The organism is Actinospica robiniae DSM 44927, assembly GCF_000504285.1.
Lineage (GTDB): Bacteria > Actinomycetota > Actinomycetes > Streptomycetales > Catenulisporaceae > Actinospica > Actinospica robiniae.
In genome coordinates this window covers 7,762,004-7,785,164 of record NZ_KI632511.1, presented here as the reverse complement: position 1 = coordinate 7,785,164, position 23,161 = coordinate 7,762,004, and the positions used below count along the sequence as shown (strand labels likewise).

The 23,161-nt window shown below is 71.5% G+C and carries 26 protein-coding genes; 12 read left to right on the top strand and 14 right to left on the bottom strand.

The genetic code is table 11. The features are described 5' to 3' along the window. Positions 1-1,449: a hypothetical protein gene (locus ACTRO_RS33600; RefSeq protein WP_169739984.1), complete on the bottom strand. Its 1,449-nt coding sequence runs from the start codon at positions 1,447-1,449 to the stop codon at positions 1-3. A 185-nt stretch (positions 1,450-1,634) separates the two neighbouring features. Continuing rightward, the gene (locus tag ACTRO_RS33595; RefSeq protein WP_034269676.1) at positions 1,635-2,207 is read right to left on the bottom strand and encodes a DinB family protein; all 573 of its coding nucleotides are present in this window, start codon (positions 2,205-2,207) and stop codon (positions 1,635-1,637) included. A 44-nt stretch (positions 2,208-2,251) separates the two neighbouring features. Here ACTRO_RS33595 and ACTRO_RS33590 point away from each other — a divergent pair, with 44 nt between their 5' ends. Together ACTRO_RS33590 and ACTRO_RS33585 are read left to right on the top strand one after the other, a co-directional pair. Beyond that, positions 2,252-3,193 (top strand): aminoglycoside phosphotransferase family protein, encoded by a 942-nt coding sequence (locus ACTRO_RS33590; RefSeq protein ID WP_051451778.1) that lies wholly within the window; start codon positions 2,252-2,254, stop codon positions 3,191-3,193. A gap of 21 nt (positions 3,194-3,214) precedes the next feature. Beyond that, on the top strand, positions 3,215-4,306 hold the full coding sequence (locus ACTRO_RS33585; RefSeq protein ID WP_051451777.1) for a polyprenyl synthetase family protein: 1,092 nt from the start codon (positions 3,215-3,217) through the stop codon (positions 4,304-4,306). On the opposite strand, the gene ACTRO_RS33580 is transcribed toward ACTRO_RS33585, so the two are convergent. Both ACTRO_RS33580 and ACTRO_RS33575 read right to left on the bottom strand, forming a co-directional pair. Beyond that, a complete protein-coding gene (locus ACTRO_RS33580; RefSeq protein WP_051451776.1) occupies positions 4,236-5,003 on the bottom strand; it encodes a hypothetical protein in 768 nt (255 codons plus the stop codon). The genes ACTRO_RS33585 and ACTRO_RS33580 overlap by 71 nt on opposite strands. Then, complete coding sequence (locus ACTRO_RS33575; RefSeq protein WP_034269673.1) at positions 4,996-5,739, bottom strand: class I SAM-dependent methyltransferase; 744 nt, start codon at positions 5,737-5,739, stop codon at positions 4,996-4,998. Before ACTRO_RS33575 ends, ACTRO_RS33580 begins: the two co-directional genes overlap by 8 nt. 47 nt (positions 5,740-5,786) lie before the next feature. Here ACTRO_RS33575 and ACTRO_RS33570 point away from each other — a divergent pair, with 47 nt between their 5' ends. Continuing rightward, the gene (locus tag ACTRO_RS33570; protein WP_034269670.1) at positions 5,787-6,074 is read left to right on the top strand and encodes an antibiotic biosynthesis monooxygenase family protein; all 288 of its coding nucleotides are present in this window, start codon (positions 5,787-5,789) and stop codon (positions 6,072-6,074) included. On the opposite strand, the gene ACTRO_RS33565 is transcribed toward ACTRO_RS33570, so the two are convergent. From ACTRO_RS33565 to trmB, 3 genes are read right to left on the bottom strand one after another with little or no spacing between them, the layout of a single operon-like run. Further along, a complete protein-coding gene (locus tag ACTRO_RS33565; protein ID WP_084316710.1) occupies positions 6,059-6,502 on the bottom strand; it encodes a guanyl-specific ribonuclease in 444 nt (147 codons plus the stop codon). The genes ACTRO_RS33570 and ACTRO_RS33565 overlap by 16 nt on opposite strands. 4 nt (positions 6,503-6,506) lie before the next feature. Next, the gene (locus tag ACTRO_RS33560; RefSeq protein ID WP_051451775.1) at positions 6,507-7,205 is read right to left on the bottom strand and encodes a histidine phosphatase family protein; all 699 of its coding nucleotides are present in this window, start codon (positions 7,203-7,205) and stop codon (positions 6,507-6,509) included. A 34-nt stretch (positions 7,206-7,239) separates the two neighbouring features. Beyond that, entirely contained in the window at positions 7,240-7,992 is a 753-nt protein-coding gene (trmB, locus tag ACTRO_RS33555; protein WP_084316709.1) for a tRNA (guanosine(46)-N7)-methyltransferase TrmB, read from the bottom strand. A gap of 134 nt (positions 7,993-8,126) precedes the next feature. On the opposite strand from trmB, the gene ACTRO_RS33550 reads away from it, so the two are divergent. Beyond that, a complete protein-coding gene (locus ACTRO_RS33550) occupies positions 8,127-8,882 on the top strand; it encodes a PadR family transcriptional regulator (RefSeq protein WP_084316708.1) in 756 nt (251 codons plus the stop codon). 127 nt (positions 8,883-9,009) lie between these two features. Then, positions 9,010-9,687 (top strand): uracil-DNA glycosylase, encoded by a 678-nt coding sequence (locus tag ACTRO_RS33545; protein ID WP_034269667.1) that lies wholly within the window; start codon positions 9,010-9,012, stop codon positions 9,685-9,687. A gap of 11 nt (positions 9,688-9,698) precedes the next feature. On the opposite strand, the gene ACTRO_RS33540 is transcribed toward ACTRO_RS33545, so the two are convergent. Next, positions 9,699-10,634, bottom strand: coding sequence for a LysR substrate-binding domain-containing protein (locus ACTRO_RS33540; protein WP_034269664.1), 936 nt, complete (start codon positions 10,632-10,634; stop codon positions 9,699-9,701). A 134-nt stretch (positions 10,635-10,768) separates the two neighbouring features. Between ACTRO_RS33540 and ACTRO_RS33535 the strand changes: the two genes are divergently transcribed. Continuing rightward, positions 10,769-11,323 (top strand): peroxiredoxin, encoded by a 555-nt coding sequence (locus tag ACTRO_RS33535; protein ID WP_034269662.1) that lies wholly within the window; start codon positions 10,769-10,771, stop codon positions 11,321-11,323. 32 nt (positions 11,324-11,355) lie between these two features. Beyond that, positions 11,356-11,886 carry an alkylhydroperoxidase, AhpD family gene (gene ahpD / locus ACTRO_RS33530; protein ID WP_034269660.1) on the top strand — a complete coding sequence of 177 codons (531 nt, stop codon included), beginning with the start codon at positions 11,356-11,358 and terminating at the stop codon, positions 11,884-11,886. Between the two features lie 94 nt (positions 11,887-11,980). Here ahpD and kynU read toward each other — a convergent pair whose 3' ends face one another. Together kynU and ACTRO_RS33520 are read right to left on the bottom strand one after the other, a co-directional pair. Beyond that, positions 11,981-13,219: a kynureninase gene (gene kynU / locus ACTRO_RS33525; protein ID WP_051452568.1), complete on the bottom strand. Its 1,239-nt coding sequence runs from the start codon at positions 13,217-13,219 to the stop codon at positions 11,981-11,983. Continuing rightward, positions 13,219-13,926, bottom strand: coding sequence for a tryptophan 2,3-dioxygenase family protein (locus ACTRO_RS33520; protein WP_084316706.1), 708 nt, complete (start codon positions 13,924-13,926; stop codon positions 13,219-13,221). The genes kynU and ACTRO_RS33520 overlap by 1 nt, the downstream gene beginning before the upstream one ends. A gap of 81 nt (positions 13,927-14,007) precedes the next feature. On the opposite strand from ACTRO_RS33520, the gene ACTRO_RS33515 reads away from it, so the two are divergent. The 4 genes from ACTRO_RS33515 to ACTRO_RS33500 all read left to right on the top strand — a co-directional run bounded on the left by ACTRO_RS33515 (position 14,008) and on the right by ACTRO_RS33500 (position 17,281). Then, positions 14,008-14,463 (top strand): Lrp/AsnC family transcriptional regulator, encoded by a 456-nt coding sequence (locus ACTRO_RS33515; protein WP_034269657.1) that lies wholly within the window; start codon positions 14,008-14,010, stop codon positions 14,461-14,463. Positions 14,464-14,586: 123 nt separating this feature from the next. After that, positions 14,587-15,096, top strand: coding sequence for a hypothetical protein (locus tag ACTRO_RS33510; protein ID WP_034269654.1), 510 nt, complete (start codon positions 14,587-14,589; stop codon positions 15,094-15,096). Between the two features lie 132 nt (positions 15,097-15,228). After that, the gene (locus ACTRO_RS33505) at positions 15,229-16,632 is read left to right on the top strand and encodes an alkaline phosphatase family protein (RefSeq protein WP_063628119.1); all 1,404 of its coding nucleotides are present in this window, start codon (positions 15,229-15,231) and stop codon (positions 16,630-16,632) included. A 196-nt stretch (positions 16,633-16,828) separates the two neighbouring features. After that, positions 16,829-17,281: a hypothetical protein gene (locus tag ACTRO_RS33500; protein WP_157436591.1), complete on the top strand. Its 453-nt coding sequence runs from the start codon at positions 16,829-16,831 to the stop codon at positions 17,279-17,281. 73 nt (positions 17,282-17,354) lie between these two features. Here the strand turns inward: ACTRO_RS33500 and ACTRO_RS33495 are convergent, their stop codons facing one another. Next, positions 17,355-18,329, bottom strand: coding sequence for a quinone oxidoreductase family protein (locus ACTRO_RS33495; RefSeq protein ID WP_034269649.1), 975 nt, complete (start codon positions 18,327-18,329; stop codon positions 17,355-17,357). Between the two features lie 78 nt (positions 18,330-18,407). Between ACTRO_RS33495 and ACTRO_RS33490 the strand changes: the two genes are divergently transcribed. Beyond that, a complete protein-coding gene (locus tag ACTRO_RS33490) occupies positions 18,408-19,070 on the top strand; it encodes a TetR/AcrR family transcriptional regulator C-terminal domain-containing protein (protein ID WP_034277895.1) in 663 nt (220 codons plus the stop codon). 31 nt (positions 19,071-19,101) lie between these two features. Here the strand turns inward: ACTRO_RS33490 and ACTRO_RS33485 are convergent, their stop codons facing one another. The 3 genes from ACTRO_RS33485 to ACTRO_RS33475 form a co-directional block, all read right to left on the bottom strand. Continuing rightward, positions 19,102-20,100, bottom strand: a complete 999-nt coding sequence (locus tag ACTRO_RS33485; protein ID WP_051451772.1) for a phosphotransferase family protein — start codon at positions 20,098-20,100, stop codon at positions 19,102-19,104. Positions 20,101-20,270: 170 nt separating this feature from the next. After that, positions 20,271-21,935 carry an MFS transporter gene (locus ACTRO_RS33480; RefSeq protein ID WP_211244774.1) on the bottom strand — a complete coding sequence of 555 codons (1,665 nt, stop codon included), beginning with the start codon at positions 21,933-21,935 and terminating at the stop codon, positions 20,271-20,273. Between the two features lie 174 nt (positions 21,936-22,109). Continuing rightward, entirely contained in the window at positions 22,110-22,976 is an 867-nt protein-coding gene (locus ACTRO_RS33475; RefSeq protein WP_034269647.1) for a hypothetical protein, read from the bottom strand. Positions 22,977-23,161: the final 185 nt, after the last annotated feature.

Below are 23,161 nucleotides of genomic sequence, written 5' to 3'. Positions count from 1 at the left end.
TCACCTTTTCTTCAGTCGGGCCGACGCCCCCTTTCGGGACGTGCGGCGGATACGGGGTCCGGCCCGGTGCGCAAAGCCGGTCTCACCGGCCGGGGCGCAGCCGGCGAGGTCAATCTGGATGCGCAGATCGTCTCGGCGCACTGCGTCGAGCACGGCGCCGAAGGCCGTGCCGTCGCCGAGCAGGTACTCCCTCGGGTCCGCGGACGCGTCGACGTGCTCGCGCATCACGTCCAGCGCTTCGTCCACGCGCCCATGCGCCACGAGGGCGTCGATGAGGTCGAGCACGTGTCTGCCGGTGCTGAGATACCTCGCAGCCTGCCGGCATGGATCCCCGACGCCGCCGAGCAGGCTCAGCAGCCCCTCACGTCCTGCTTTGTCGTGGTGATCGGGTTGCCAATCGCCGTCGCGCCGTGAGAGTCGATGCCGTTCGTCGCCGCAGCGCACGAGGATGGCGTCGGCGTCCGCGGACCCTGTTTCGTACCAGGGCACGGTGCCGTACAGCAGGTCGCGCGAGGTCTGCGGCTTGGTGGCCTCGGCGCCCGGGGCGAGCGCCGCGGCTACCAGCGGATGCAGGTCTTGCGGCCCGAGCAGGCCCAACCGGAGCAGCTCCGCGTCGACGGGCCTGGCCCAGGCGGCCGTCGGCACGATCGGCAGGCCCTGGACGTCCGCGAACGGTACGACGTCCGCCGTGACCGTGCCGGGATCGGATCGGTCGAGCCCGCTCAGCGCGATCGCCGTTCCGGAGCACCGGATGACGGCCCGATCGACGCCCGGCAAGGCTCGACGCGCCTCGGTCACCAGCACCGGCAGGTTCACCGGGAACGCGGCCAGCTTGGGCGAACAGCCGCTCCGCAGGTCGATTCCGGCGGCCGCCCAGGCGCTCTCGACCTGGCCGAGGTCCTGGTACGCGGTGATCTGGCGCGCCGCCTGCGTCGCGCGCCGGCCGAGGTCCCCGGACAACCGCGCGAGCGCCGGGGCCGACGCGGCGTCCCAGAACATCCGATGCCCGGTCAGGGGATGCGGGCCGACGCGCCGACGGCTGCCTTCGAGGAGGGTCAGGATGATGCGCTGGCCGGCCGGGGCGCCCCGCGGCGTGGCCGCCACCAACGTGATCGGCGCGCCCGCGTCCGAGTAGTCGGCGAGCTGCACCCACATGCCCGTCAGCAGATGGCCGGCGTCGTGCCGGGCGCGCGGAAAGTGCCAGCGCAGCAGATCGGGGGCGAGACTGCGCAGGTCGGTCCGCAGCAGCGCGGCGATTTCGGCACCGTGCCGATGCCGTACCGAGCGCGGGTCGAGGTGAGGATGGACGGCCGCGGCCGCACAGGCGCCGCGCCAATCCCCGGCCGAGCGTCGGCGCGCGGCCGCCTCGATCATGGCCGGGGTGACGCCGAACCTGCGCGCGGATATCGCGGCCAGGGCAAGGGATTGCGGAAAGATCGCCGAGTTCACCGGCGTGCCGTGTCCCGTCATCGGGCGGCAGCGGTCTCGACGGCCTCCACTTCTGAAATCAGCATATGGTTTCGATGGTCATCGGGAACGATGGACGAGACGATGATGCCCGCGATCAGCCGTGGCCGCAAGCGGTATCCGCCCGGCTCGTGGCCTGACTCAGCGCGGGCCATCCCCGTCGTCGCCTAGGTGAGCTTGCGCCACGGCTTGACCAAGCCGTCCTCCGGCCAGCCCTCGACGGCGGCGCGCAGCTCGACGGCCTGGGCTCCGTCCGCGGACTCGCGGATCACGTCGGCGTGGCCGGCGTGCCGGGCGGTCTCCTCGATCATGTGGAGCACGATCCAGCGCACGGTCCAGGCCTCGATGTCCTTGGGGAACCAGGGCACGCCGGCCGGGACCGGGACGAGGGCGTCGAGGTCGGACGCGGCGAGGATGGCGGCGTCCATGACGTCCGCCGCCTCCCGGTAGTCCGCGAGCAGCTCCTCGAGCGTCTTCTCGCCCGGCTGGAACGAGGCCACGTGCTCGGCCGGGCCGTTCGGCTTGCCCGCGGATCGCAGGATATTGGTCCAGTTCCGCTCGACCGCGGCGGCGTGGTTGATCAGGGCGGCCAGGCTCAGTGTGCTGGCGGAGGGGGTGCTGCGGGCCTCCTCGTCGGTCAGGCCGTGCGTGGCGATGCGCAGCGCTCCCCGCTGGTGGTCCAGGAACCCGAGCAGCGCCACCCGCTCGTCGTGACTGTTGGAATCCCACTTCTTCGTCATGTCGCAAGCATCTCAGGGGACGCCGACTCTGCGAGACTTTCCGGATGGAGATCGATCTGGAACTCGGACGGCTCGACCTCGTCTTCGGCGGGAGCGTGGCGGAGGACGGGCGGGCCTGGCTGGCGCGGCTGCCGGAGCTGGTCGGCTCGCTGCGGGCGGACTGGCAGCTGCGGCCGGGCCGGCCGTACGCGGGCGGATCCGGCGCTTGGGTCGCGCCGGTGGAGCTGCCGAGCGGGGAACGCGCGGTGCTCAAGGTCGGGTTCCCGCATCGAGAGGCGTGGAGTGAGGCGGACGGCCTGCGGCTCTGGGACGGCAACGGTGCGGTGCGGCTGCTGCGTCACGACCCCGCTCGCACGGCCTATCTGCTCGAACTCTGCGAGCCTGGTGCCAAGCTCGTCGACGCCGACCACCTCTCCGCCGAGGCGCGGCTTCTGATCGGCGCGTCGCTGCTGCGGGACCTCTGGCTGCCGGCCGAGTCCGCCGCCGGGAGTGCGATCGAGCCGGTGGCCGCTCAGATGGGCTGGTGGGCGGAGATGGCCGAGGAACGCCTGAGCCGAGTGCCCGCCGAAGCCGACGTAGGGCTCGTCCGCACGGGCCTCAGCCTTCTGCGCTCCCTGCCGGCGTCCGCAACGCGATCCGTCGTGCTGCACGGTGATTTCAATCCCGGCAACGTGCTCTCCGCCGAGCGCTCGCCATGGCTCGCGATCGACGCGAAGCCGCTCACCGGCGACGCCGCCTTCGATCCGTGGCCGCTGCTCGAGCAGGTCGATCCGCCGTTCGCCACGGCCCGGCCGGCCGCGGCGTTGACCTCGCGCGGCAGGCTGCTGGGCGACGAGCTCGACGTGGATCCGGCGCGGATCTTCGCCTGGGGCGTCGCGAAGCTGACCGAGTCAGCCGTCGCCGCAGCAGCCGCGGGCAACCCGACCGAGTGCTTGCGCATCATGGATGAACAGACCCGTACGCTGGCGGACCTGGCAGGACTCTGAGAACTGGTGTAGACGGAAAGAGTGGATACTCCCGCGGGCTCGATCGACGAGGTATTGCACTGGTTCTTCAAACAACGGATGGCCGAGGCCCCGTCGTCGCGGATCGCGGGGCTCTACGCGCCGATCGCCGACTTGGTGCTGCGCGGCGGCAAGCGGCTGCGGGCGCAGTTCGTCCTGCTGGGCTGGCGCGGGGTCGGGGCGCCGCTGACGCCGGAGGTGCTCGGCGCGGCCGCGGTGGTGGAGCTGCTGCACGCGTGCGCGCTGATCCACGACGACGTCATGGACGGTTCGGCGACCCGGCGCGGCGCTCCGGCGGTGCACCGCGTCTTCGGCGAGCAGCACCGGCGGGCCGGCTGGTTCGGGCCGGACGAGCAGTTCGGCATGTCCGCCGCGATCACGGCGGGCGACCTGTGCCTGGTCTGGGCGGACCAGCTGCTGCGCACCTGCGGGCTGGGGCCGGAGGCGGTCGCGCGGGCCCGGCCGGTCTTCGACGATATGCGGGCCTTGACGATGCAGGGCCAGTACCTGGACCTGCTCACCCAGGCGGAGGGCGAGACGTCGGTGGCCGCGGCGCTGGAGGTGGCGCGGGCGAAGACCGCCGCCTGCACGACCACCGGCCCGGCCCGGTTCGGTGCCGCGTTGGCGGGCGGATCGGCCGAACTGCTGGCCGGCTACGGCGCGTACGGGGACGCGCTGGGCGTGGCGTTCCAGCTGCGCGACGACCTGCTCGGCGCGTTCGGCGATCCGGCCGCGACCGGGAAGCCGTCCGGCGACGACCTGCGCGACGGGAAACGGACCGTGCTGCTGGCCGAGGCCGTGGCGAGGCTGGCCAGGCCGGACGCCGACCGGCTGGCCTCCCTACTGACGCAGGGCACTGATCAGGCCGTGGCCGAGCTGCGCGCGCTGCTGGTCGCCTGCGGGGCGAAGGATTCGGTGGAACGCCGGATCGCGCGCCTCGGCGCACGCGCCCTGCAGTACGCCGAGGCCTTGCCGCTCGCCGACGAATCCGTGCGTGCCGAGCTGGTAGGGCTGGTGGACGCCGTCACCGCGTATCCCAGCGGTAGAGCAGCAGCGCAGCCGCCACCAGTGGCGCGACCGCGGACAGGAGCTTGAGCGCGCCGTCGAGCGGCTTGAGCAGGGCGTCGCGCTCGAGGGCGCCCACCTCGCCGTCGGCATAGCGGATCTGCCCGGTCACCTCCAGGACCCTGCGGCGCAGGGTCCTGGCAGGCGTGCTCAGCCGGCGCTGCGCGGCCGAGAACGCCGTCGCGGCGACGGCGGCCAGCACCAGCGCGCAGGACCCTGCCATCGTCCAGCGCGGTCCTTGCGCCACATACCCGACCAGCACCGGGAATGCGCCCCAGGCGAGGGCGAAACCGAGGTCGGTGTGCAGCGCTCCGCCGAACAGCTCGAGGTTGTATCCGAGCACGAGGACTATGCCGGCCGCGATCAACGGCAGCAGCGCGTAGCCCGAGTGGCGCAGCACGCTGATACCCAGCGCGACCGCCCCGGCCAGGCTGAGCCCCGCCGCGGCCCAGAGCGCGCGGTCGCTGATCTCGGTCCGCAGCGGCCGCCCGTTCCACTCGTCCAACGCGTGCGCCGCGACACCGACCGCCAGCGCGAAGGCGGCCAGGCTCGCCCAGAACACGCCCCAGTCGAGGCTCGGCACCAGCGCCGCGCCGATGCCGACGTAGCCGAGGTGCCAGGCCGTGTAAGGGGGATGCAGCAGGGTGATCCAGTCACCGACCGGGCCGCCGCCGCGCGCGTAGAATGCCGGCCGCGCGACGGCCGCGTCGGAGGCCGCCTCAGCCATCCGCTTCGCTTCCGGTGCCCTTGCGGCCCCACATCACCAGCCCGCCACCGAGGCTCATCCGGCGCGTGTGCACGTCCTCGACCCCGGCACCGTGCCAGTAGTCGACGATGCGATCGACCGGGTGGGCCTTGTAGTGGTCGCTGATCGAGGGGCCTAGGAAGTTGCCGACGTGGCCCCATTCCCGGCCGCCGGTGAGCATTCCGGCCAGCGGCAGCACGCCCCGGGTGTAGCCGACCCAGGCCGCGTGCCAGCCGGGGTTGCCCGGCACCGCGAACTCCAGGCTGGCCAGCGCTCCCCCGGGCTTGAGCACCCGGGCGAGCTCGACCATGGTCGCGGCCGGGTCCCGCACGTAGCGCAGCAGATAGGTGAAGGTCACCGCGTCGAAGGAGGCGTCGGGGAACGGCAGGTGCTCGGCCCGGCCCTGCAGCAGCCTGATCCGGTCCGCGCGGCCGCGCCGGGCCACGTTCTCCCGGCCGCGCCGCAGCATCTGCTCGGTCAGGTCCACCCCGGTCACCTCCACCCGGGACTGATCGGTCCAGTACAGGGCCACGCCGGCGGTGCCGGTCGCCACGTCCAGCACCCGGACCGCGTCCGGCGAGGTACGCAGCGCCGCGTCCACCATCGCGTGCCGCCAGCGCCGGTTCTGGCCGAAGGAGAGCACTTCCGCGAGCAGGTCGTATCGGCGGGGCAGGCCGTGGAACAGGTCCTGCGCGTCAACTAAGGTTGCGTCAGCCACACCGGTTCCCCTACCCGCCCGCGGCGGTGGGAATGTACGCTGTGCGCATGATCGTCGAGCATGCCGAATTCACCATCGCCGAGGCCGACTCGGAGAAGTTCGAATCCGCCTACGCACAGGCCAAGGAACTGCTCGCGCAGACCGAGGGCTTCCTGTGGGCGCGGATGCACCGCGGGGTCGAGCGCGGCGAGAGCTACCTGCTGCTCGTGGGCTGGGAATCGCTCGAGGCGCACAACGTCAACTTCCGCGAGTCCGACCGCTTCCCGCGCTGGCGCGCGCTGATCGGCCCGTACTTCGCCGCCACCCCGACGGTCGAGCACTACCGCGAGGTCTGAGACCCGCAGGAGATCCAGTCGAAGCTGGTGTAGTGGTCCGGCGTGTAGTAGTCCTGCCCTCCGGAGCCGGTCACCACGCGCCGCGGCCCCCTGCTGCGCTCGCCCGCCGCGGCCACGGTGAACTCGTGGTAATAGTCGTCGGGCTCGCGCGGCAGCAGCCGCTGGTAGTTGCCGAAGACGGTGCCGTCCTCGTCGTACGGGTAGGGCCCGCCCGCGGCGATCAACTTCAGGGTGCTGATGGCGGCCGGCGGCAGCTCGGCCAGGGTGACCACGGTCATGCCCACGGGCGGGGCGGCCGTACTCGAGCACGCGGTGCCGTCCACCGCGACGACCCGTCCGACGCTCTGGCCGGTGGCCGAGCAGCCCGCGAGCGCGCACGTCGCCAGGGCGGCGCCGAGCCTGATCACGGGACGTTCGAACCGAGCCACTCGATCATTGTGGCGCGCGGGACCAGATCCGGTCGGCGACCGGCAGGTGCGTGTCGTCGTTCGCGTACATCAGAGCCCACTGGCCGGCCGGGTCGGCCCCCGGCAGGGCTCGCCGCGCGTGCCGCCAGCCGGTCAGTCCGGTGTGGCTGACCAGCGGATAGATCAGGCTCGCGGCCTCCCAGGGCAGGCGCAGGAAGGCGTGCAGGGCCGAGCCGGCGGTCTCCGCGTGGGCGATCACGAGCACCCGGCGCCCGGCGTGGCGGCGGGCGAGTTCGAGCAGCGCCCGGCTGGAGCGCTCCAGATAGGACGCCCAGCTCTCCGCGCCCGGATTCGGCTCCTGGTCCGCGGCGAAGGGCGGGATGGTGCCGATCCGGTTGGTGGCCGGGTCCCACGGGTTGCCGCCGACCGGGCCGTGGTCGGCGCTGCGCAGGTCCTCGACCTGTTCGATCGGCAGGTCGCAGGGCCCGAGCGCGGCCAGCACCCGCTCGGTGGTCTCGACCGCGCGGCGGATCGGGGAGTGGCAGAGCACGTCGAAGCGGCGAGGTCCGGCCATCCGCTCGGCCAGGCGGGCGCCGAGCAGGTCGGCCTGGCCCCGGCCGCGCTCGGTCAGGCCGGTGCACACCCCGTCGAGGTTCTCCAGGAACCGCAGGTTGATCACGGCCTCGCCGTGTCTCGCCAGCACGATCTCGGTCGTATCGGACATCCGCGCCCCTCCCCCTCGCGCCTTACCGGCGAGGTCAGGCTAGCGGAGCCGGGAGGCGAAGGAAACAGAGATCGAAGACCTCGCGGCCGTCCTCGACGGCGCGGGCCTCGAACTTGGTGACCGGCCGGTGGGCTGCGCGCGGGGCGTAGCCCTCGTGCGCGTTGCGCAGTAGCGGCTCGGCGCCGAGCACCTCGAGCATCTCGCCCGCGTACGAGGCCCAGTCGGTGGCGCAGTAGAGGCGGCCGCCGGGGCGCAGCCGGCCGGCGATGAGCCCGGCGGCGTCGGGCCGGATGATGCGCCGCTTGTGGTGGCGCACCTTGGGCCACGGGTCTGGGAAGTAGACGTGCACGGCTTCCAGGGAGGCGGCCGGCACCAGGTCGCGCAGCAGGTCGATGGCGTCGCCGGCGGCCACGCGCACGTTCGTCAGCCCGGCCCGCTCGGCCATCGCCAGCACGTTGCCCAGGCCCGGCGTGTGCACGTCCACGGCCAGGAAGTCGTGCTCCGGCGCCGCTGCGGCCATCGCGATCACCGCGTCGCCCATGCCGCAGCCGATCTCCAGCACCAGCGGCGCGCTGCGGCCGAACAGCTCTTCGCGGGCGAGCGGGGCATCGGCCTCGGACGGTATCTCGAACCCCCACTGCGGCCAGAGCCGGTCCAGCGCGGCGCTCTGCGCGTTCGTGATGCGGCCCCGGCGCGGCTTGAAGGTGCGCACGTGGCGGGCCGGCGGCGCGAGGACGTCGGTGTCGGCGGTCGCGTCGACGGGGGCGGGGGCGGTTGACGTGGTCATCTGGGCCAAGCCTAGCCGTACGTCGCGGACGGCTTGCCTGACGAGAGTTATAGATATATCGTTAACACATCGAAGAGATGCTTCGACAGAACCTGATCCTATCCGTGGATCACCGATCAAGGAGAAGAACGACCATGAGGAACGCTTACTTCAATCAAGGTCTCGAAGGCCCCGGACCCGAGCGCCGAGGACGGCGCGGCGATCCCGACGAGCGCCGTCGCGGCGAGGGGCGCGGACGCCCCGAGCACGGCCGGCACATGCACGGCCCGTTCGGCCGCCCGTTCCCGGGCGAGGAGGAGGGCTTCGGCCCGTTCGCGGGGCGCCACGGCGGCCCGCACGGCCCCGGTTTCGGCCCGGGCGACCTGGACTTCGGCTTCGGCCCGCGCGGACGCGGCCGGGGACGCGGCCGGGCCGGGCGCGGCGACGTGCGCGCGGCGATCATCTCGCTGCTGAGCGAGGAGCCGCGCAACGGCTACCAGATCATCCAGGAGATCAACGAGCGCACCGGCGGCCTGTGGCGGGTGAGCTCCGGCTCGGTCTACCCGGCCATCTCGCAGCTCGAGGACGAGGGGCTGATCGAGCCCACCGACGGCAACGGCCGCAAGCTGTTCGCCCTCACCGCGGCCGGCCGCGAGCACGCCGAGCAGAACGCCGATCACCTGCGCCAGCTGTGGCAGATCGGCGAGCAGGGCACCCGGTTCGGCGAGTTCCTGCACTACCGCGAGCTGATCGGCCAGCTGGTCGCCGCCACCCGGCAGGTCAACGAGGTCGGCACCGCGGCGCAGCGCGAGGAGGCCAAGCAGATCCTGGTGCGCGCGCGCCAGTCGCTCTACAAGATCCTCGCCGCCGATCCGGCGGACGCGGCGGCGGAGCCGACCGACGAGGTCTGATGCCGTGATGCGCGAACCGAGTCAGCCGGGGGCTGGATCGGGGGAGACGGGGACGCGGCCGGGTGTCGGGGGCCGAGCGATGACATCGGCCCCTGATACCCGGCCGCACGCGGTAGAGTGGCCCGCTATGGCGCAACCCCTCAAGGATCTGGTGGACCACGGCTGGGCCGAGGCCCTGGAACCGGTCGCCGACCGCGTGGCGGCGATGGGCGACTTCCTGCGGGCGGAGCTGGCCGCGGGCCGCTCCTACCTCCCGCCCGGACCGCAGGTCCTGCGCGCCTTCCAGCAGCCCTTCGACGACGTCAGGGTGCTGATCGTAGGTCAGGACCCGTACCCCACCCCGGGACACGCGGTGGGACTGAGTTTCTCCGTCGCCCCGCAGGTGCGTCCGCTGCCGCAGAGCCTGATCAACATCTTCACCGAGTACCAGCAGGACCTCGGCCTGCCCGCACCCGCCAACGGCGACCTGACCCCGTGGACCGAGCGCGGTGTGCTGCTGCTCAACCGGGCCCTCACGGTCGCCCCGCGCCAGGCCAACGCGCACCAGGGCAAGGGCTGGGAGGCGGTCACCGACCAGGCGATAAAGGCGCTGGCCGCGCGCGGCGGCCCGCTGGTGGCGATCCTCTGGGGCCGCAACGCCCGCAACCTGCGTCCGCTGCTCGGCGCCGGCGTGCCCTGCATCGAGTCAGCTCACCCGAGCCCGAGGTCCGCCGACAGCGGGTTCTTCGGCTCACGCCCGTTCAGCCGCGCTAACGAGGCGCTGGTCGCGCAGGGCGCCGCGCCGCTGGACTGGCGCCTGCCCTAGCACCGAGCTGCTCAATCCGGCGGCAGCCGCACCGCCATCCGGTGCCGCTTGACCGCCTGGCGCATCGTCTGGGCGAGCTGCTCGAACTCCGGCGCCCGCGGACTGGATGAGCGGTGCACCAGAAGGATGCTGCGGCCCGGCGCCGGATCGCAGAACTTCGCGGCGACCAGCCCGGAGCCCGGCCGGGCCTCGACCGCGGCCGCCGTGCTGGGCAGCAACGTCACCCCGAGCCCGCCCGCCACCAGCTGCACCAGCGTGGCCAGGCTGGCCGCCCGGGTCGAGGCGAGTCCTTCGCCGCCTGCCTCGTGGCAGACCTCCAGCGTCTGGTCGCGCAGGCAGTGGCCCTCCTCCATCACCAGCACCGGCATCTCGCGCAGCGAGGCCAGTGGGACCGGCTCGCGCGAGGCGCGCGGATCGTCGCCCGGGTAGACCAGCACGAAGTCCTCGTCGTACAGCGGCAGGCCGGTCAGGTTCGTGCCCTGCACCGGCGTCGCCACCACGGCCAGGTCGAGCCGGCCCGAGGCCAGCCCGTCCAGGATCGAGGCGGTCTGCTCCTCGTGCAGCACCAGCTCCAGCTCCGGGTAGCGGGACTTGAGCGGGCGCAGCAGCGCGGGCAGCAGGTAGGGCGCGACCGTCGGGATCACCCCGAGGTGCAGATTTCCGGTGAACGGCCGCCCGGTGGTCTGCGCGGCCTCGGCCAGCTCCTCGATCCCGGCCAGCACGGCCCGGGCACGCTCGGCTACCGCTTCCCCCGATCGAGTGAGAAGCACGTGTCGTGTGGTGCGTTCCACAAGGCGGGTACCGAGGGTCTCCTCCAGGGCCGCGACCGCCCCGGACAGGGCCGGCTGGCTCATCCCGAGCTCCGCCGCGGCGTCCCTGAAGTGCAGTTTCTCGGCCAGGGCGGAGAACGCGCGCAGCTGCGCGACGGACGGGACGCGGCTATTCATAACCAATTCCTATCATGATCCGCTCCGGGGCTTATTTCTCCGATCAATAAGAACATGCCAGTCTGGACGCACCGAAGATCAACGGCCACGAGCCGTCTCGCACAGCCCCGCACAACCCCGGAGGATCCAGGCACATGCTGACCATTGGCGACAAGTTCCCCGACTTCGAGCTCACCGGTGTGGTCTCGAACGACGCCGCCACCGCGTTCCAGACGATCAACAGCCAGAAGCTGGAGAAGGACTGGAAGGTCGTCTTCTTCTGGCCGAAGGACTTCACCTTCGTCTGTCCGACCGAGATCGCCGCCTTCGGCAAGCTCAACAGCGAGTTCGCCGACCGCGACGCCCAGGTCCTCGGCGTCTCGGTGGACTCCGAGTTCGTCCACCTGGCCTGGCGCCGGGACCACAAGGACCTCAACGACCTGCCCTTCCCGATGCTCGCCGACGGCAAGCGCGAGCTGGTCGCGGCCTGCGGCGTGCTCAACGACGAGGGCGTGGCCGACCGGGCCACCTTCATCGTGGACCAGGACAACACGATCCAGTTCGCGATGGTCACCGCGGGCTCCGTCGGCCGCAACGTGGACGAGGTCCTGCGCGTGCTCGACGCCCTGCAGACCGACGAGCTGTGCCCGTGCAACTGGCAGAACGGCCAGGAGACCCTGGACGCGGCCCAGCTGCTGGCGCAGAAGTAAGACGGCACGAGCAAGACGAGGGAGCTACTCGGATGAGCCTGGACGCGCTCAAGGCGGCCATACCCGACTACGCCAAGGACACCCGGCTGAACCTGAGCTCGGTGATCACCACCTCCAAGCTGCCGGAACAGCAGCTGTGGGGCACGGTGGTGGCCACGGCGCTGGCTTCCCGCAGCACCCGGGTGATCCAGGAGCTGGTCGAGGAGGCCAAGGGCCACCTGACCGCCGAGGCCCTGACGGCCGCGAAGGCCGCAGCCTCGGTGATGGCCATGAACAACATCTACTACCGGACCGTGCACCTGATCGGCGACGAGGAGTACGCCAATCTGCCGGCCCGGCTGCGGATGCAGGTGATCGGCAACCCCGGGGTCGACAAGAACGACTTCGAGCTGTGGTGCCTCGCGGTCTCCGCGGTCAACGGCTGCGGCCGCTGCCTGGAGTCGCACGAGAAGGTGCTGCGCAACGCGGGCTGGACCCGCGAGCCGATCCACGAGGCGGTGCGCATCGCGGCGGTGATCCACGCCGCGGCCGCCACCCTCGACGGCGAGCAGGCACTGGCTTAAGCAGAGCTTGAACAGGGCCTGAGCAGAACGGAAGCGGGGCGGTACCGGAGAACTCCGGTACCGCCCCGCTTCCGCGCGTCCGCTGAGCCCCGTATCAGGCCTCGATCAGTTCCGCGAGCGTCCGCGCCGCGCGCAGGGCGTCGGCGTGCGTGTTGTAGAGGGCGTTGAAGCCGTAACGCAGCAGGTCGGGCTCGCGCTTGTCCCCCACCACACCGCGCGCGGCGGCGGCCGGGACGAGCGTCGCCGCGTCCGGGTGACGCAGCGTCACCTGGCCGCCGCGGCGCTCCGGCTCGCGCGGGGTGATCAGGCCGAAGCCGTGCCGCGCCAGCAGCGCGTCGCAGCACTCGATGAAGAACCCGGTCAGGCTCAGGCTCTGCGCGCGCAGGGTGTCGAGGTCCACACCGTCGAAGGCGCCGAGAGCGGCCTCGAGGGCGAGCATCGAGAGGATCGTCGGCGTGCCGATCCTGGCCCGGCCGATGCCGTCGGCCGGGGTGTAGCTGCCGCGCATGGCGAACGGGTCGGCGTGGCCGGTCCAGCCGGTCAGCGGCTGGCGCATCTGCCCGTGGTGGCGGCTGCTCGCGTACACGAAAGCCGGCGCGCCCGGTCCGCCGGACAGGTACTTGTACGTGCAGCCGACGGCGAAGTCGACGTCCCACGCGTCGAGCTCGACCGGGAACGCGCCCGCGGCGTGGCAGAGGTCCCAGACGACCACCGCGCCGACGTCGTGCGCCGCCTTGGTCAGCCCGGGGATGTCCCAGCGCTCGCCGGTGGCGAAGTCGACCGCGGGGAACGCGACGACGGCCACGTCCTCGGCGTGGCGTGCGATCGCGTCCGCCAGCTCCTGCGGCTTGACCCGCTCCACCCGCAGGCCGAGCAGATCGCCGACCGAGTCCGCGAGGTACGCGTCCGTCGGGAAGTGGCCGGCGTCGGTGAGCAGGACGCCGCGTCCCTCGCGCAGCCGCGCCGCGGCGACCAGGGTGTTGAAGATCTGCACCGAGGTGGAATCGCCCACGACCGTCTGCCCGGGCGCCGCGCCGATGAGGGCGCCGACCTTGTCGCCGAGCCGGTGCGGCAGCTCCCACCAGCGGGACTGCTCGCCGAACCAGGAGCCGATCAGCCCTTCGCCCCACTGCCGGTGCACCGCGTCGCGCATCGCGTCGGGCACGGCGGCCGGCAGCGCGCCGAGGGAGTTGCCGTCGAGGTACGTCTTACCCTCCGGCAGCAGGAACCGCTCGCGGCAGTGCCCGAGCGGGTTCGCCGCGTCGAGAGCGGCGGCGCGCTCGGCCAGCTCCGCCACGGAGCTGCGCCCCAGCGCCGTCGTCGTCTCCGTCATCAGGCCACCCACGCTTCGGTCCGCACGTTCCACAGTTCCGCAAGATACTTCTGGTGCACGCCGCGCGCGAGCCACTCCGCGCCGGAGGTGCCGGCCGAGCCGGTCTTCTCCCCCATCGAGCGCCAGACCGCCATCAGGTGGCGCTGCTTCCACCGGGTGAAGCGCTCGGCCGCGTCGTAGAGCGCCTCGCCCAGGTCGAACAGGTCAGGGTTGTGATCGGCGGCGCGGTAGACCGCCAGCCAGCCGTCGAAGCCGCGCCGCTGGAGCAGGCCGGCCGCGCTGCGCTCGAGGCTGGGCGCGTCCGGGTGGCTCGGGGAGGGCACGCCGAGGGCCTGCTCGAGCTCGCGGTAGAGCTCGGACTGGATCCCGGAGGCCGCGCCGAACGCCTCGCGGAACTCGTCGAACTCGGCCGGGGTGAGCGTGCGCAGGGCCTCCCAGGAGGCGATCAGCGCGTCCTGCACGCCGTGCCCGCGGCGCAGATCGACCAGGGCGCCGCGCACGTCGTCGGCGTCCAGCTTGGCGCAGGCCGCCGTCCACTCGTGCTCGAGCAGCTTGAAGTAGAGCTCCATCACCTGCGTGGTGATCAGGAAGGAGAGCTCCGCGGGCGCCTTCGTCCGCGGCCACTGCAGGTGCAGGAGCTCATCAAGGGCTGCATATTGCGCGTACTCGCTGGGAACGGTTCGCCGGCGGGCTTCGTCGGTCATCATGTCCTTTATGGAACCGCAGCGGCCGGGAAAGATGAATGGGCGTCGCGAACCGTCTGAGCCGCTCCGGGTTATGATCGCAAGGTGAACGGCCGGGTTGACTTTCCAGACGCAGTCGACTGGCTGCTGATCGACGAATTGCAGCAGGACGGGCGGCTCTCCTACAACGAACTCGGCCGCCGGGTGAAGCTGTCCTCGCCGGCCGTGGCCGAGCGGGTGCGCCGGCTCGAGGAGCACGGCGTGATCACCGGCTACCACGCGCACATCGACCCGGCCAAGGTCGGGCGCACGGTGGCCGCGCTGGTGCGGATGTCCTGCTACGGCCCGAACTGCCTGCTGCGCCACCCCGAGGTGATCGACCAGACCGTGGCGATCCTCGAAGTGCACCGGCTGACCGGCGACTCGTGCTGCCTGCTGCGGGTGGCGGTGCGCTCGATGGCCGAGTTCGAGGAGCTGATCGACCGGCTCGCCGACCACGGCACCCCCTCGTCCACGATGGTGCTCTCCTCGCCGATCTCCTGGCGCCCGGTGGGCCGCTGAGCGCGCGGCCCGACGCCCTCCCCGTACGGCCTAATCCCGAGCGCGCCCGCCTGCCCTGACCAGCAGACTTGAGCGTGAGAGCCCGCGAGGGGTGGGCTCTGCCAGCACTTAAGGGGAGCAATCATGATGACGCGCGCGTCGCGCTTGCTGAAGTGGATCGGAGCCGGGACCGTGGTGCTCGCGGTGGCCCCCATCGCCTATGCCGACGCCGCCCGCCATACCGCCACCCCCTCGTCCGGTGCCATCGCACCCAGTAGTACGAGTCCCAGTACGACCCCCGGCGCCATGCCCGGCTCAGCCCACTGCGACGGTGGGACGCCGGACTTCGCCGGGACCTACACCGTCGCCGGACGCGACGACGTGGCCTTCGACTTCGAGGCGGACGGCAGGGTGTCCGAGCTCTACCTCGGCGCCCCCGCCGCGACCGGAGCCTGGCAGGCGAGCGGCGACGAGATCGTCTGGACCGCGGGCGGAGTGACGTACACGTCCCAGGCGCACAGCGCCGCGTGCACCGACCCGGCCCACACCTCGCGCGTCACCTCCGTCGCGGCAACGCCCGCGGGCGGATCGGCCGAGGCGACCGGTTCCGCCGGATCGCTCGGCTCGGATCCGCTGACGCTGCAACGCAGCTAGAGACCGGGCCGGTGGATCCCGCCCGCCGTCGCTCTGGGGGGTGGGATCCACCGCCGTTTCACTGTGCGTGCGTTTTTCGTCACCGGCCAGTGCCATGCTGAACCCAGGCACTCGCGGGAAAGGCGACGAAAGATGACGGACAGCGCGGCGGGCGGGCTCGCGGCGATCGAGCACATCGTGGTGCTCATGCTGGAGAACCGCTCGTTCGACCACATGCTCGGCTACCTGTATCAGGACTCGGGCAACGTCTCGCCGACCGGCCAGCCGTTCGAGGGCCTCGGCGGGACGGAGTCCAACCCGGGCACGGACGGCAAGGCGGTGCCGGTGTTCCCGATCTCGCCGACGACGCCGAACGCGTACTTCATGCCCGGCGCCGATCCGGGCGAGGGCTACGCGGCCACCAACAGCCAGCTGTTCGGCGCGACCACGGCGCCGAACCCGCCGGCCGCGACCATGAGCGGCTTCGTCACGGACTACGCCTACACCCTCGGCTGGGAGGCCAAGGAGGGCTGGTCGATCGTCGCCGGCACGCAGCCGGCCGACATCATGGGCTGCTACACCCCGGAGGCGCTGCCGGTGCTCTCGGCGCTGGCGCGCGGCTTCGCCGTCTGCGACCACTGGTTCGGCTCGGCGCCCACCGAGACGCTGCCGAACCGCGCGTTCGCGCTCTCCGGCACCAGCCAGGGCCACATGGACGACAAGACGAAGACCTTCACCTCCCCGTCGATCTGCGCCTCGCTCGGCGCGGCCGGGGTGGAGTGGAAGGTCTACGGTTACGACGCTCAGCCGCTGACCAGGCACACGTTCCCGGACCTCGCTCAGGCGCCCGCGTCCCACTTCGGCCTGTTCACCGACTTCCAGCGGGACGCGGCGGCCGGCTCCCTGCCGGGCTTCGCCTTCCTCGAGCCGTCCTGGAGCGCGACCGGCAACAGCCAGCACCCGAACTACGACGTGGCGCTCGGCGAGCAGCTGATCCACGACGTCTACACCGCGCTGCGCAACGGCCCGGACTGGAACAGCACCCTGTTCATCCTGACCTACGACGAGCACGGCGGCCTCTACGACCACGTCGCGCCGCCGGTCGGCGCCACCCCGCCGGACAACACCGCGGGCGAGTACGGGTTCGACTTCACCCGGTTCGGCCCGCGGGTGCCCACCGTGCTGGTCTCGCCGCTGATCGAGGCGGGCACGGTCTACCGGGTGCCGGCGGGCGCGACCCCGTTCGACCACACCAGCGTGCTCAAGACGATCGAGAAGCGGTGGGGGCTCGCGCCGCTGACCGCGCGCGACGCCGCTGCGGTGGACGTCGGCGGTGCGCTCACCCTGCCGGCGCCGCGCACCGACGACCCGCTGAGCGGTGTCACCGTCCCCGTCTCCGGCGCCGTCACCCCCGCCGCGGGCCGCCCGACCCACCTGCAGGAGGTCTACGCCGACCTGCTCGCCCGCCAGCTCCCGGCCGGCGTGGCCATCCCGGCGCCGCGCACCGAGGCGGAGGCGACGGAACTGCTGCGCCGCGGGATCCCCGCGCAGAGCTGAGGCGAGAAAATTTCACCGGCCGGTCGGCCGGCGCCGCGAGTTCACGTGAACTCCCCGGCCCAGTATCGGGCGCCATGAACATCGATATCAATATTCTGACCGGTCGCCAGATATTCCAGGCCTGCTTTCTTCCGATGCGCGAGTGCCGGTATCCGTATACCTACGCACCCCACTCGCCATCGGAATGGAGCGGGAAATGGCTTTCGAAATGTTTCGCCGTCGCGCGGTCACGTCCGGCACCCTGGCCGCGGCGTCGCTGCTGTTGGTCGGCGCCACTCCGCAGTTCGCCGCGGCGGACGGCACCCGCACGATCAACTCGTACGTCACCTGCGCGGACGGCACGATGATGTACGGGTTCGAAATCAACTACGGTTCGGGCTGGACGTACACCGCGCTGGGCGCTTCGGGCTATGTCGTCAACTCGTACGAGAAGGAAGTCACCTTCGTCGTGCCGAGTTCCGCGAGCAGTGTCGCGCTGGACACCTACTGCGGCGGCAACGGCTACGTCGAGAACAGCATGTGGGAGGGCTACACCTACAGCCTGACGCCGGGGACTTCGACGGCGACCGCGAACTGGACCTGCGCGCTCTACCCCTATTACGGGCCGCTGATCCGTACCTGCGAGCTCGATTCCATTTCTTACTCCTGATTTTCGCGCCAGGACCGGACTCGCGGACGCGACGACCGCGGGTCCGGTTCATCGGACCGCCGACTCGGGGCCCTCAGGGTGTGAACACGATCCGCGACCCGTCGGCGGGAGTCGCGCTCCACGCCTCGGCCACGTCGGCGAGCGGATGGGTCTCGACCGGCACGTCGACGCCGCCGCCGGCGATGCGCTCGACGTACTCGGGCATCAGTCGCATCATCGTGGCCGCACTCACCGAGCCGAGGCCGCTTCCCCTGACCCGGATCCTCCGGCTCCGCAGCAGCGAAGCCGGCAGCGCGGCGTCCATGTCGGCCAGCGCGCCGATCTGGACGTACTCGATCTCCTCCGCTGCCTGCTGCCTGCCGCTCAGCGCGGCGAACATCGCCTCCGCGGGAGCACCCCACACGTAGTCGAGCACGATGTCCGGCGTGCCGCCGTCGAGGGCCTCGAGGATCGCCGAGACGGTCGATTCCCTGTCCTCAGCCAACTTCGCCGTCGCCGCGCCATAGCCCCGCGCGCGTTCGAGCGCCTCCTCGTTCCGGCCCAGCGCGATGACGCGCTCCGCGCCGAGCGCCAGCGCGTTCTGCACCGCCATCAGGCCGGAGGTGCCGGTGGCGCCGACGATGGCGACGACGCCGCCGGTCTGCTCCGCGCCCTCGCTCGTCCGCCGGCACCGCAACGGCAGCCACGACGACATGCCCGGGTTCATCCCAGCCGCGACCTGCACCGCGCGCTCATAGGTACCGTCCGGCAGCGGGAAGCGCATCCGCCGCGCCACCGCGATGCGCTCGGCCATCGTGCCGTACGGCGCCCGCGGGTTGCCGGTGTAGACGAGCGTTCCGTCCTGCGTCCGGGCCACCGCGTCCACACCCGGGACCAGCGGATAGACGTTGTCGGTGCTGTAGTGCCTGCCGTGCGCCCGGGAGCGCACCAGCTGGTGCAGCCCGGCCGCCACCAGCTCGACCAGTTCCTCCCCCTCGCCGGCCCGCGGCTCGTCGAACTCCCCGTACTCCGGCCGGCCGTCCGCCTGCCGCACCACCGCTGCCTTCATCGCCCGGTCCTCCTTAACGTTGTTAAGTTGCCCTTCCGATGGTGCACTTAACGGCGTTAAACTGTCAAGGTGGCGAGGATGAGCAAGGGACTGGCGAAGGAAGACGTCGTGCGCGCGGCTCTGGACACGCTCGACGCCGAAGGGCTCGACGGGCTGACGCTGCGCAAGGTCGCCGCGCGGCTGGACGTGCAGGCGCCGGCGCTGTACTGGCACGTGCGGTCCAAGCAGGAGCTGTTGGACGAGATGGGCACGGAGATCTGGCGGCGCATCAGCCTCCGGCTCGAGGAGCGGTCGGTCGACGAGCCCTGGCGCACAGCCCTCGCCGCATACGCGCGGATCGCCCGCACCGAACTACTCGCACACCGGGACGGCGCCAAGATGGCGACCGGCACCACCATGACCGACGTCGAGGTACTGCGCCGCCGCGAGCCACGCCTCGCCGCGATGATGCGCCAGGGCTTCACCGTCCGCACCGCCGCCCAGGCGAACGTGCTGCTGCACCACTTCGTCATCGGCTTCTGCATCGAGGAGCAGTCCGTGATCCAGGCCAAAGCCGCCGGCGACCCGCGCTACGACCTGCGTGACCGGGACGCGCGCGTCGACAGCGACGCCTACCCCTTGGTCGCGGAGGCCGGGCGGGAGATCTTCGAGGACGACGACCGGCGGTTCGCGGAGTTGGTGGAGCTGATCCTGGGGGCGTGCGAGGGCTTGCGGTCTGCGGACGACGCAGCCGGGGCATGACAGTGCCCCGGCGGCGTGGAGCCGGCGTGGATCAGACCTCGTACGCCAGAGCCTGCTTCAGGTGATAGTCGGCGGCCGCGAGCATCCACTCCCGGTTCGGGAAGTCGCCCTCCGCGATCCGCAGCGGCCCGCCGACCAGGCCGAGATGCATCGTGTACTGGTAGTACTTCATCCGGACCGGGTCGAGGTCCGGATTGCGCAGCGGCTGGTAGTGCTCCTGGAAGCGCATCCTCATCCAGGTGTGGTCGACCTCGGCGTCGAAGTACATCAGCCCTTCGACATCGATCAGGACGGGCTCGCCGTCCGGGCCGATCAGCACGTGGTCGGGGCCGAGTTCGCCGTGCACCAGCCCGAACTCCGAGCGCGGCTCGACCGCCGCGTAGAGCGCCTGGAGCTTGTCCTCCAACTGCTCGCGCCCCTTGGCCGCACGCGCGTCACGCTCCGCGGCGAACGCGATGTTCGCCAGCGTGGGCTGCAGGTGGGCCGCCTCGCACGTGCCGCCTTTCGACACGCCGCCGCCGTCGACGAACGCGATCTTGCCGAACGCGGGGGCCCGGTACCGGTGCATCTCCCGCAGCATCTCCCCGAGCTGTTCCAGGGGCGCCTTCGCGGCTTGCGGATCGGTCTCGAGCAGCCGCTCCAGCGTGCCGCCTCTGACATCCTCGGCCACGGCTATCTCCGCCGGATAGAGCCGCCGGCTCCGGTCCGCGAACAGAAGACGCGGCGAGCGCGCCCCGGCCGCCTCCAGTCGGCGCGTGGCCATCTCGAACAGGTCGATGCCGGACGAGTGCGCGAACACGTCCTCCGGGTCCGCCGCGGACTCCGGCAGCAGCCCGTCCCAGTAGTCTTCCTCGGCACTCCAGATGTAGACGATGGTGCTGGTGCGGTCGTCCAGGGTGACCCGGTAGACGCCCTTCTTGCTACCGCCCGCCAGCCGGTCCACGTCCACGACGCTGCGATCGGCCCCGAACACTTCCCGTACGACACCGGCCAGTCGGCGAGCGTCGGCGAATCTGCGTTCCGTCTTCACGTTTGATCCCTCCGGCGTCAGAGGCTAGCGGATCTTCGGCACCTGAGACGCCTCCGCCGACGACACCGCCCCGCCGCTGGCGAAGCGGCGGGGCGGGCGGGGGTGCGGCCGCGCGCGGGTCGGCGCGCGCGGCCGCGGCACGGGGCCGACGGCGTCCTCGGCGGCGGCGCTCAGAGAGACGCGCGGCGGGGCTTGGCCAGGCTGGCGGCGGCGCCGACCACGCTCATGCCGATGGCCAGCCAGAACACGATCATCAGGCCGTGCTGGAACGGGCCGGCGATCAGGTTGGGGAAGAACTGGTGGCCGGTGAGGGTCTGCGCGTTCTGCGGCGGCAGGTTGTTGAGCACCTTGTCGCCGAGCAGCTGCTGCATCGGGTTGTAGCCGAGGAACGCGGCGAACAGCACGCCGACCGGCGGGATCGCGGCGACCTGCTGGGCCACCCCCGCCGGCACGTTCTGCGCCGTCAGCTGGGTGACGATGGCGTGCGGCAGCTGGCTGGCGAGGCCGATCACCATCAGCGAGAAGAACACGCCGATGGAGAACAGGCTGCCCGCGTTCATGAAGGTCGAGCGCATGCCGGAGGCGGCGCCGCGCATCTCCGGGCCCACGCTGGACATGATCATCGAGGTGTTCGGCGCGGAGAACAGGCCGCCGCCGACGCCGTTGAGGAAGATCAGGAGCGCGAAGACCGGGTAGCTGAAGTTCGTCGGCAGCGCGAGCATGCCGCCGAAGGTCGCCGCCATCAGCAGCAGGCCGGCCACGGCGAAGGAGCGCTGGCCCCACTTGTCCGAGAGCTTGCCGGAGACCGGGCCGGAGACCAGGAAGCCGATGGTCAGCGGGACCAGGTAGATGCCCGCCCACAGCGGGGTGTCCTCGTAGTTGTAGCCGTGCAGCGGCAGCCAGATCCCCTGCAGCCAGATGATCAGCATGAACTGCAGGCCGCCGCGCGCCACCGCGATCAGGAACGAGGCGCCGTTGCCGCTGGAGAACGCGACGTTGCGGAACAGCTTGAGCTGGAACATCGGGTTGGCCACGCGGGACTCGATGAACAGGAACAGCCCGAGCACCACGACGCCGCCGATCAGGCCGGTCAGGATCAGCGGGTTGGTCCAGCCCATGGTGTGGCCGCCGTAGGGCTGGATGCCGTAGGTGATCGCGGCGAGGATCGCGGTCAGGCCGACCAGGAAGGTGATGTTGCCCCACCAGTCGATCTTGCCCGGCCGCCGGACGCCGGTCTCGTGCAGCGATTTGTACGCCCAGACGGTGCCGATGACGCCGATCGGGACGTTGACCCAGAAGATCGAGCGCCAGTCCCAGGACGCCAGCACGCCGCCGAGCACGAGGCCGATGAAGGAGCCGGCCAGCGCGGCGACGATGTTGATGCCGAGCGCCATGCCGCGCTCGTTGGCGGGGAAGGCGTCGGTGATGATGGCGGCCGAGTTGGCCATCAGCATCGAGCCGCCGACGGCCTGCACCACGCGCCAGCCGATCAGCCACAGCGCCCCGTGTCCGCCGCTGAACGGGTCCACCGAGAGGATCACGGAGCAGACCGTGAAGATGGCGAAGCCCATGTTGTAGAGCTTCACCCGGCCGTACATGTCGCCGAGCCGGCCGAGGGTGACCACCAGCACCGCGGTGACGAGCATGTAGCCCATCAGCATCCACAGCAGGTAGCTGGTGTTCGAGGACTCCAACGGGTTGAGCTTGATGCCGTTGAAGATCGCCGGCAGCGAGATGAGCACGATCGAGGAGTTGATCGTGGCGAGCAGCATGCCCACGGTGGTGTTGGTGAGCGCGACCCACTTGTAGTGCGAGTGCTCCGGGCCGGCGCTCATCGCGTGCCGGAAATGCCCGAATCTGGAGTGGGGAGCGAGGGTCGGGGCCCCGACCGTGGATATCGACCCGTCTTTGGCCATGCCTGATCCTTACCCGGAAATATAGTTAGCTAATGTAAACTAACCACCCTTCCGGGGGCTGGATTCCGACTTCCCGCTCCCCCGACCGAATCGTTACTCTTCCGTGACGCGGTGTGGGGCCGCGGCCAGGAGACCGGCCGGCCATGCGCCGGCGTCGGCGGTCGCGGCGCACACCGGTCCGAGCGCGCCCCCGGCCGTGGTCCAGATCCCGGGCCAGGCCGGATGACGGTCCGTCAGCGGGCTCGCGCAGCAGGGCTCGGCGCAGCGGGCCACCCGCAGCCCGTGCGCGGTGAAGCAGTCGTCGTAGTCGCCGGTCCGGCCGGCGCCGGCCAGCGCGGTGGTCAGCCGGCCGGCCGCGGACACCGCGAACGCGGCCCACCAGTCGTGCCAGGTGACCCAGGGCGCCGGGTCGAACCGGGAGAGCCAGCCCAGCCGCGGGCTGTCGCCGGAGAGGTCCACCACGATCTCCACCGGCTCCTGCCCGGCCCGCGCCGCCATCTCGGCCAGCGCGGCGCGCACCGGCTCGACCGCGTCGGCCCGCTCGCCGTCGTGGTTGAGCACGGCCGCGGCCACCAGGTCCGCCACGTCCTCGGAGACGAAGGCCACGCCCGCGGCGACCAGCCGGCCCGCCTCCACCGACACGGTCAGCCGGCCCGCGTCGCCGTCGAACCAGAAGGTCGGCGGCGAGCCGAGCATCGCGCAGCGCACGGCGTCGGCCGGGGCCGGGTAGCCGCGCGCGAACACGCTCTCGGCCGGCGCCTCCACGACCGTCAGGGTCGGGCCGGTCCTGCCGTCCACGCCCGTCCCCGGCCCGGTTCGGGGGCCGGGGACGGTGCCGAGCTGATCGAACGGCCGTGCGACGATCGAGTCCTCGGCCTCGGTTCCCGGGCGTTCCTCGGCCGGCCGACCGGTCGGCCGCTTGGGCCTGGCCTTGCTCCGTGCCTTTGCCGCTCCGCTCATCGGGCCACCTCCGCTGTGGTTGGAATCGACCGCGTTCTACGCCGTCGGATGGAATGCGCCCCCGTGGCCATCGTCATCCGAGCGGGTGAGCGGAGCGGGACAGACTCGCGGACAAGTCACCCTTTCGTATCAACAGGTTCGTCTACGGGTGGCGGAGCAGCCGGAACGGGGGAATCAGACCTCTT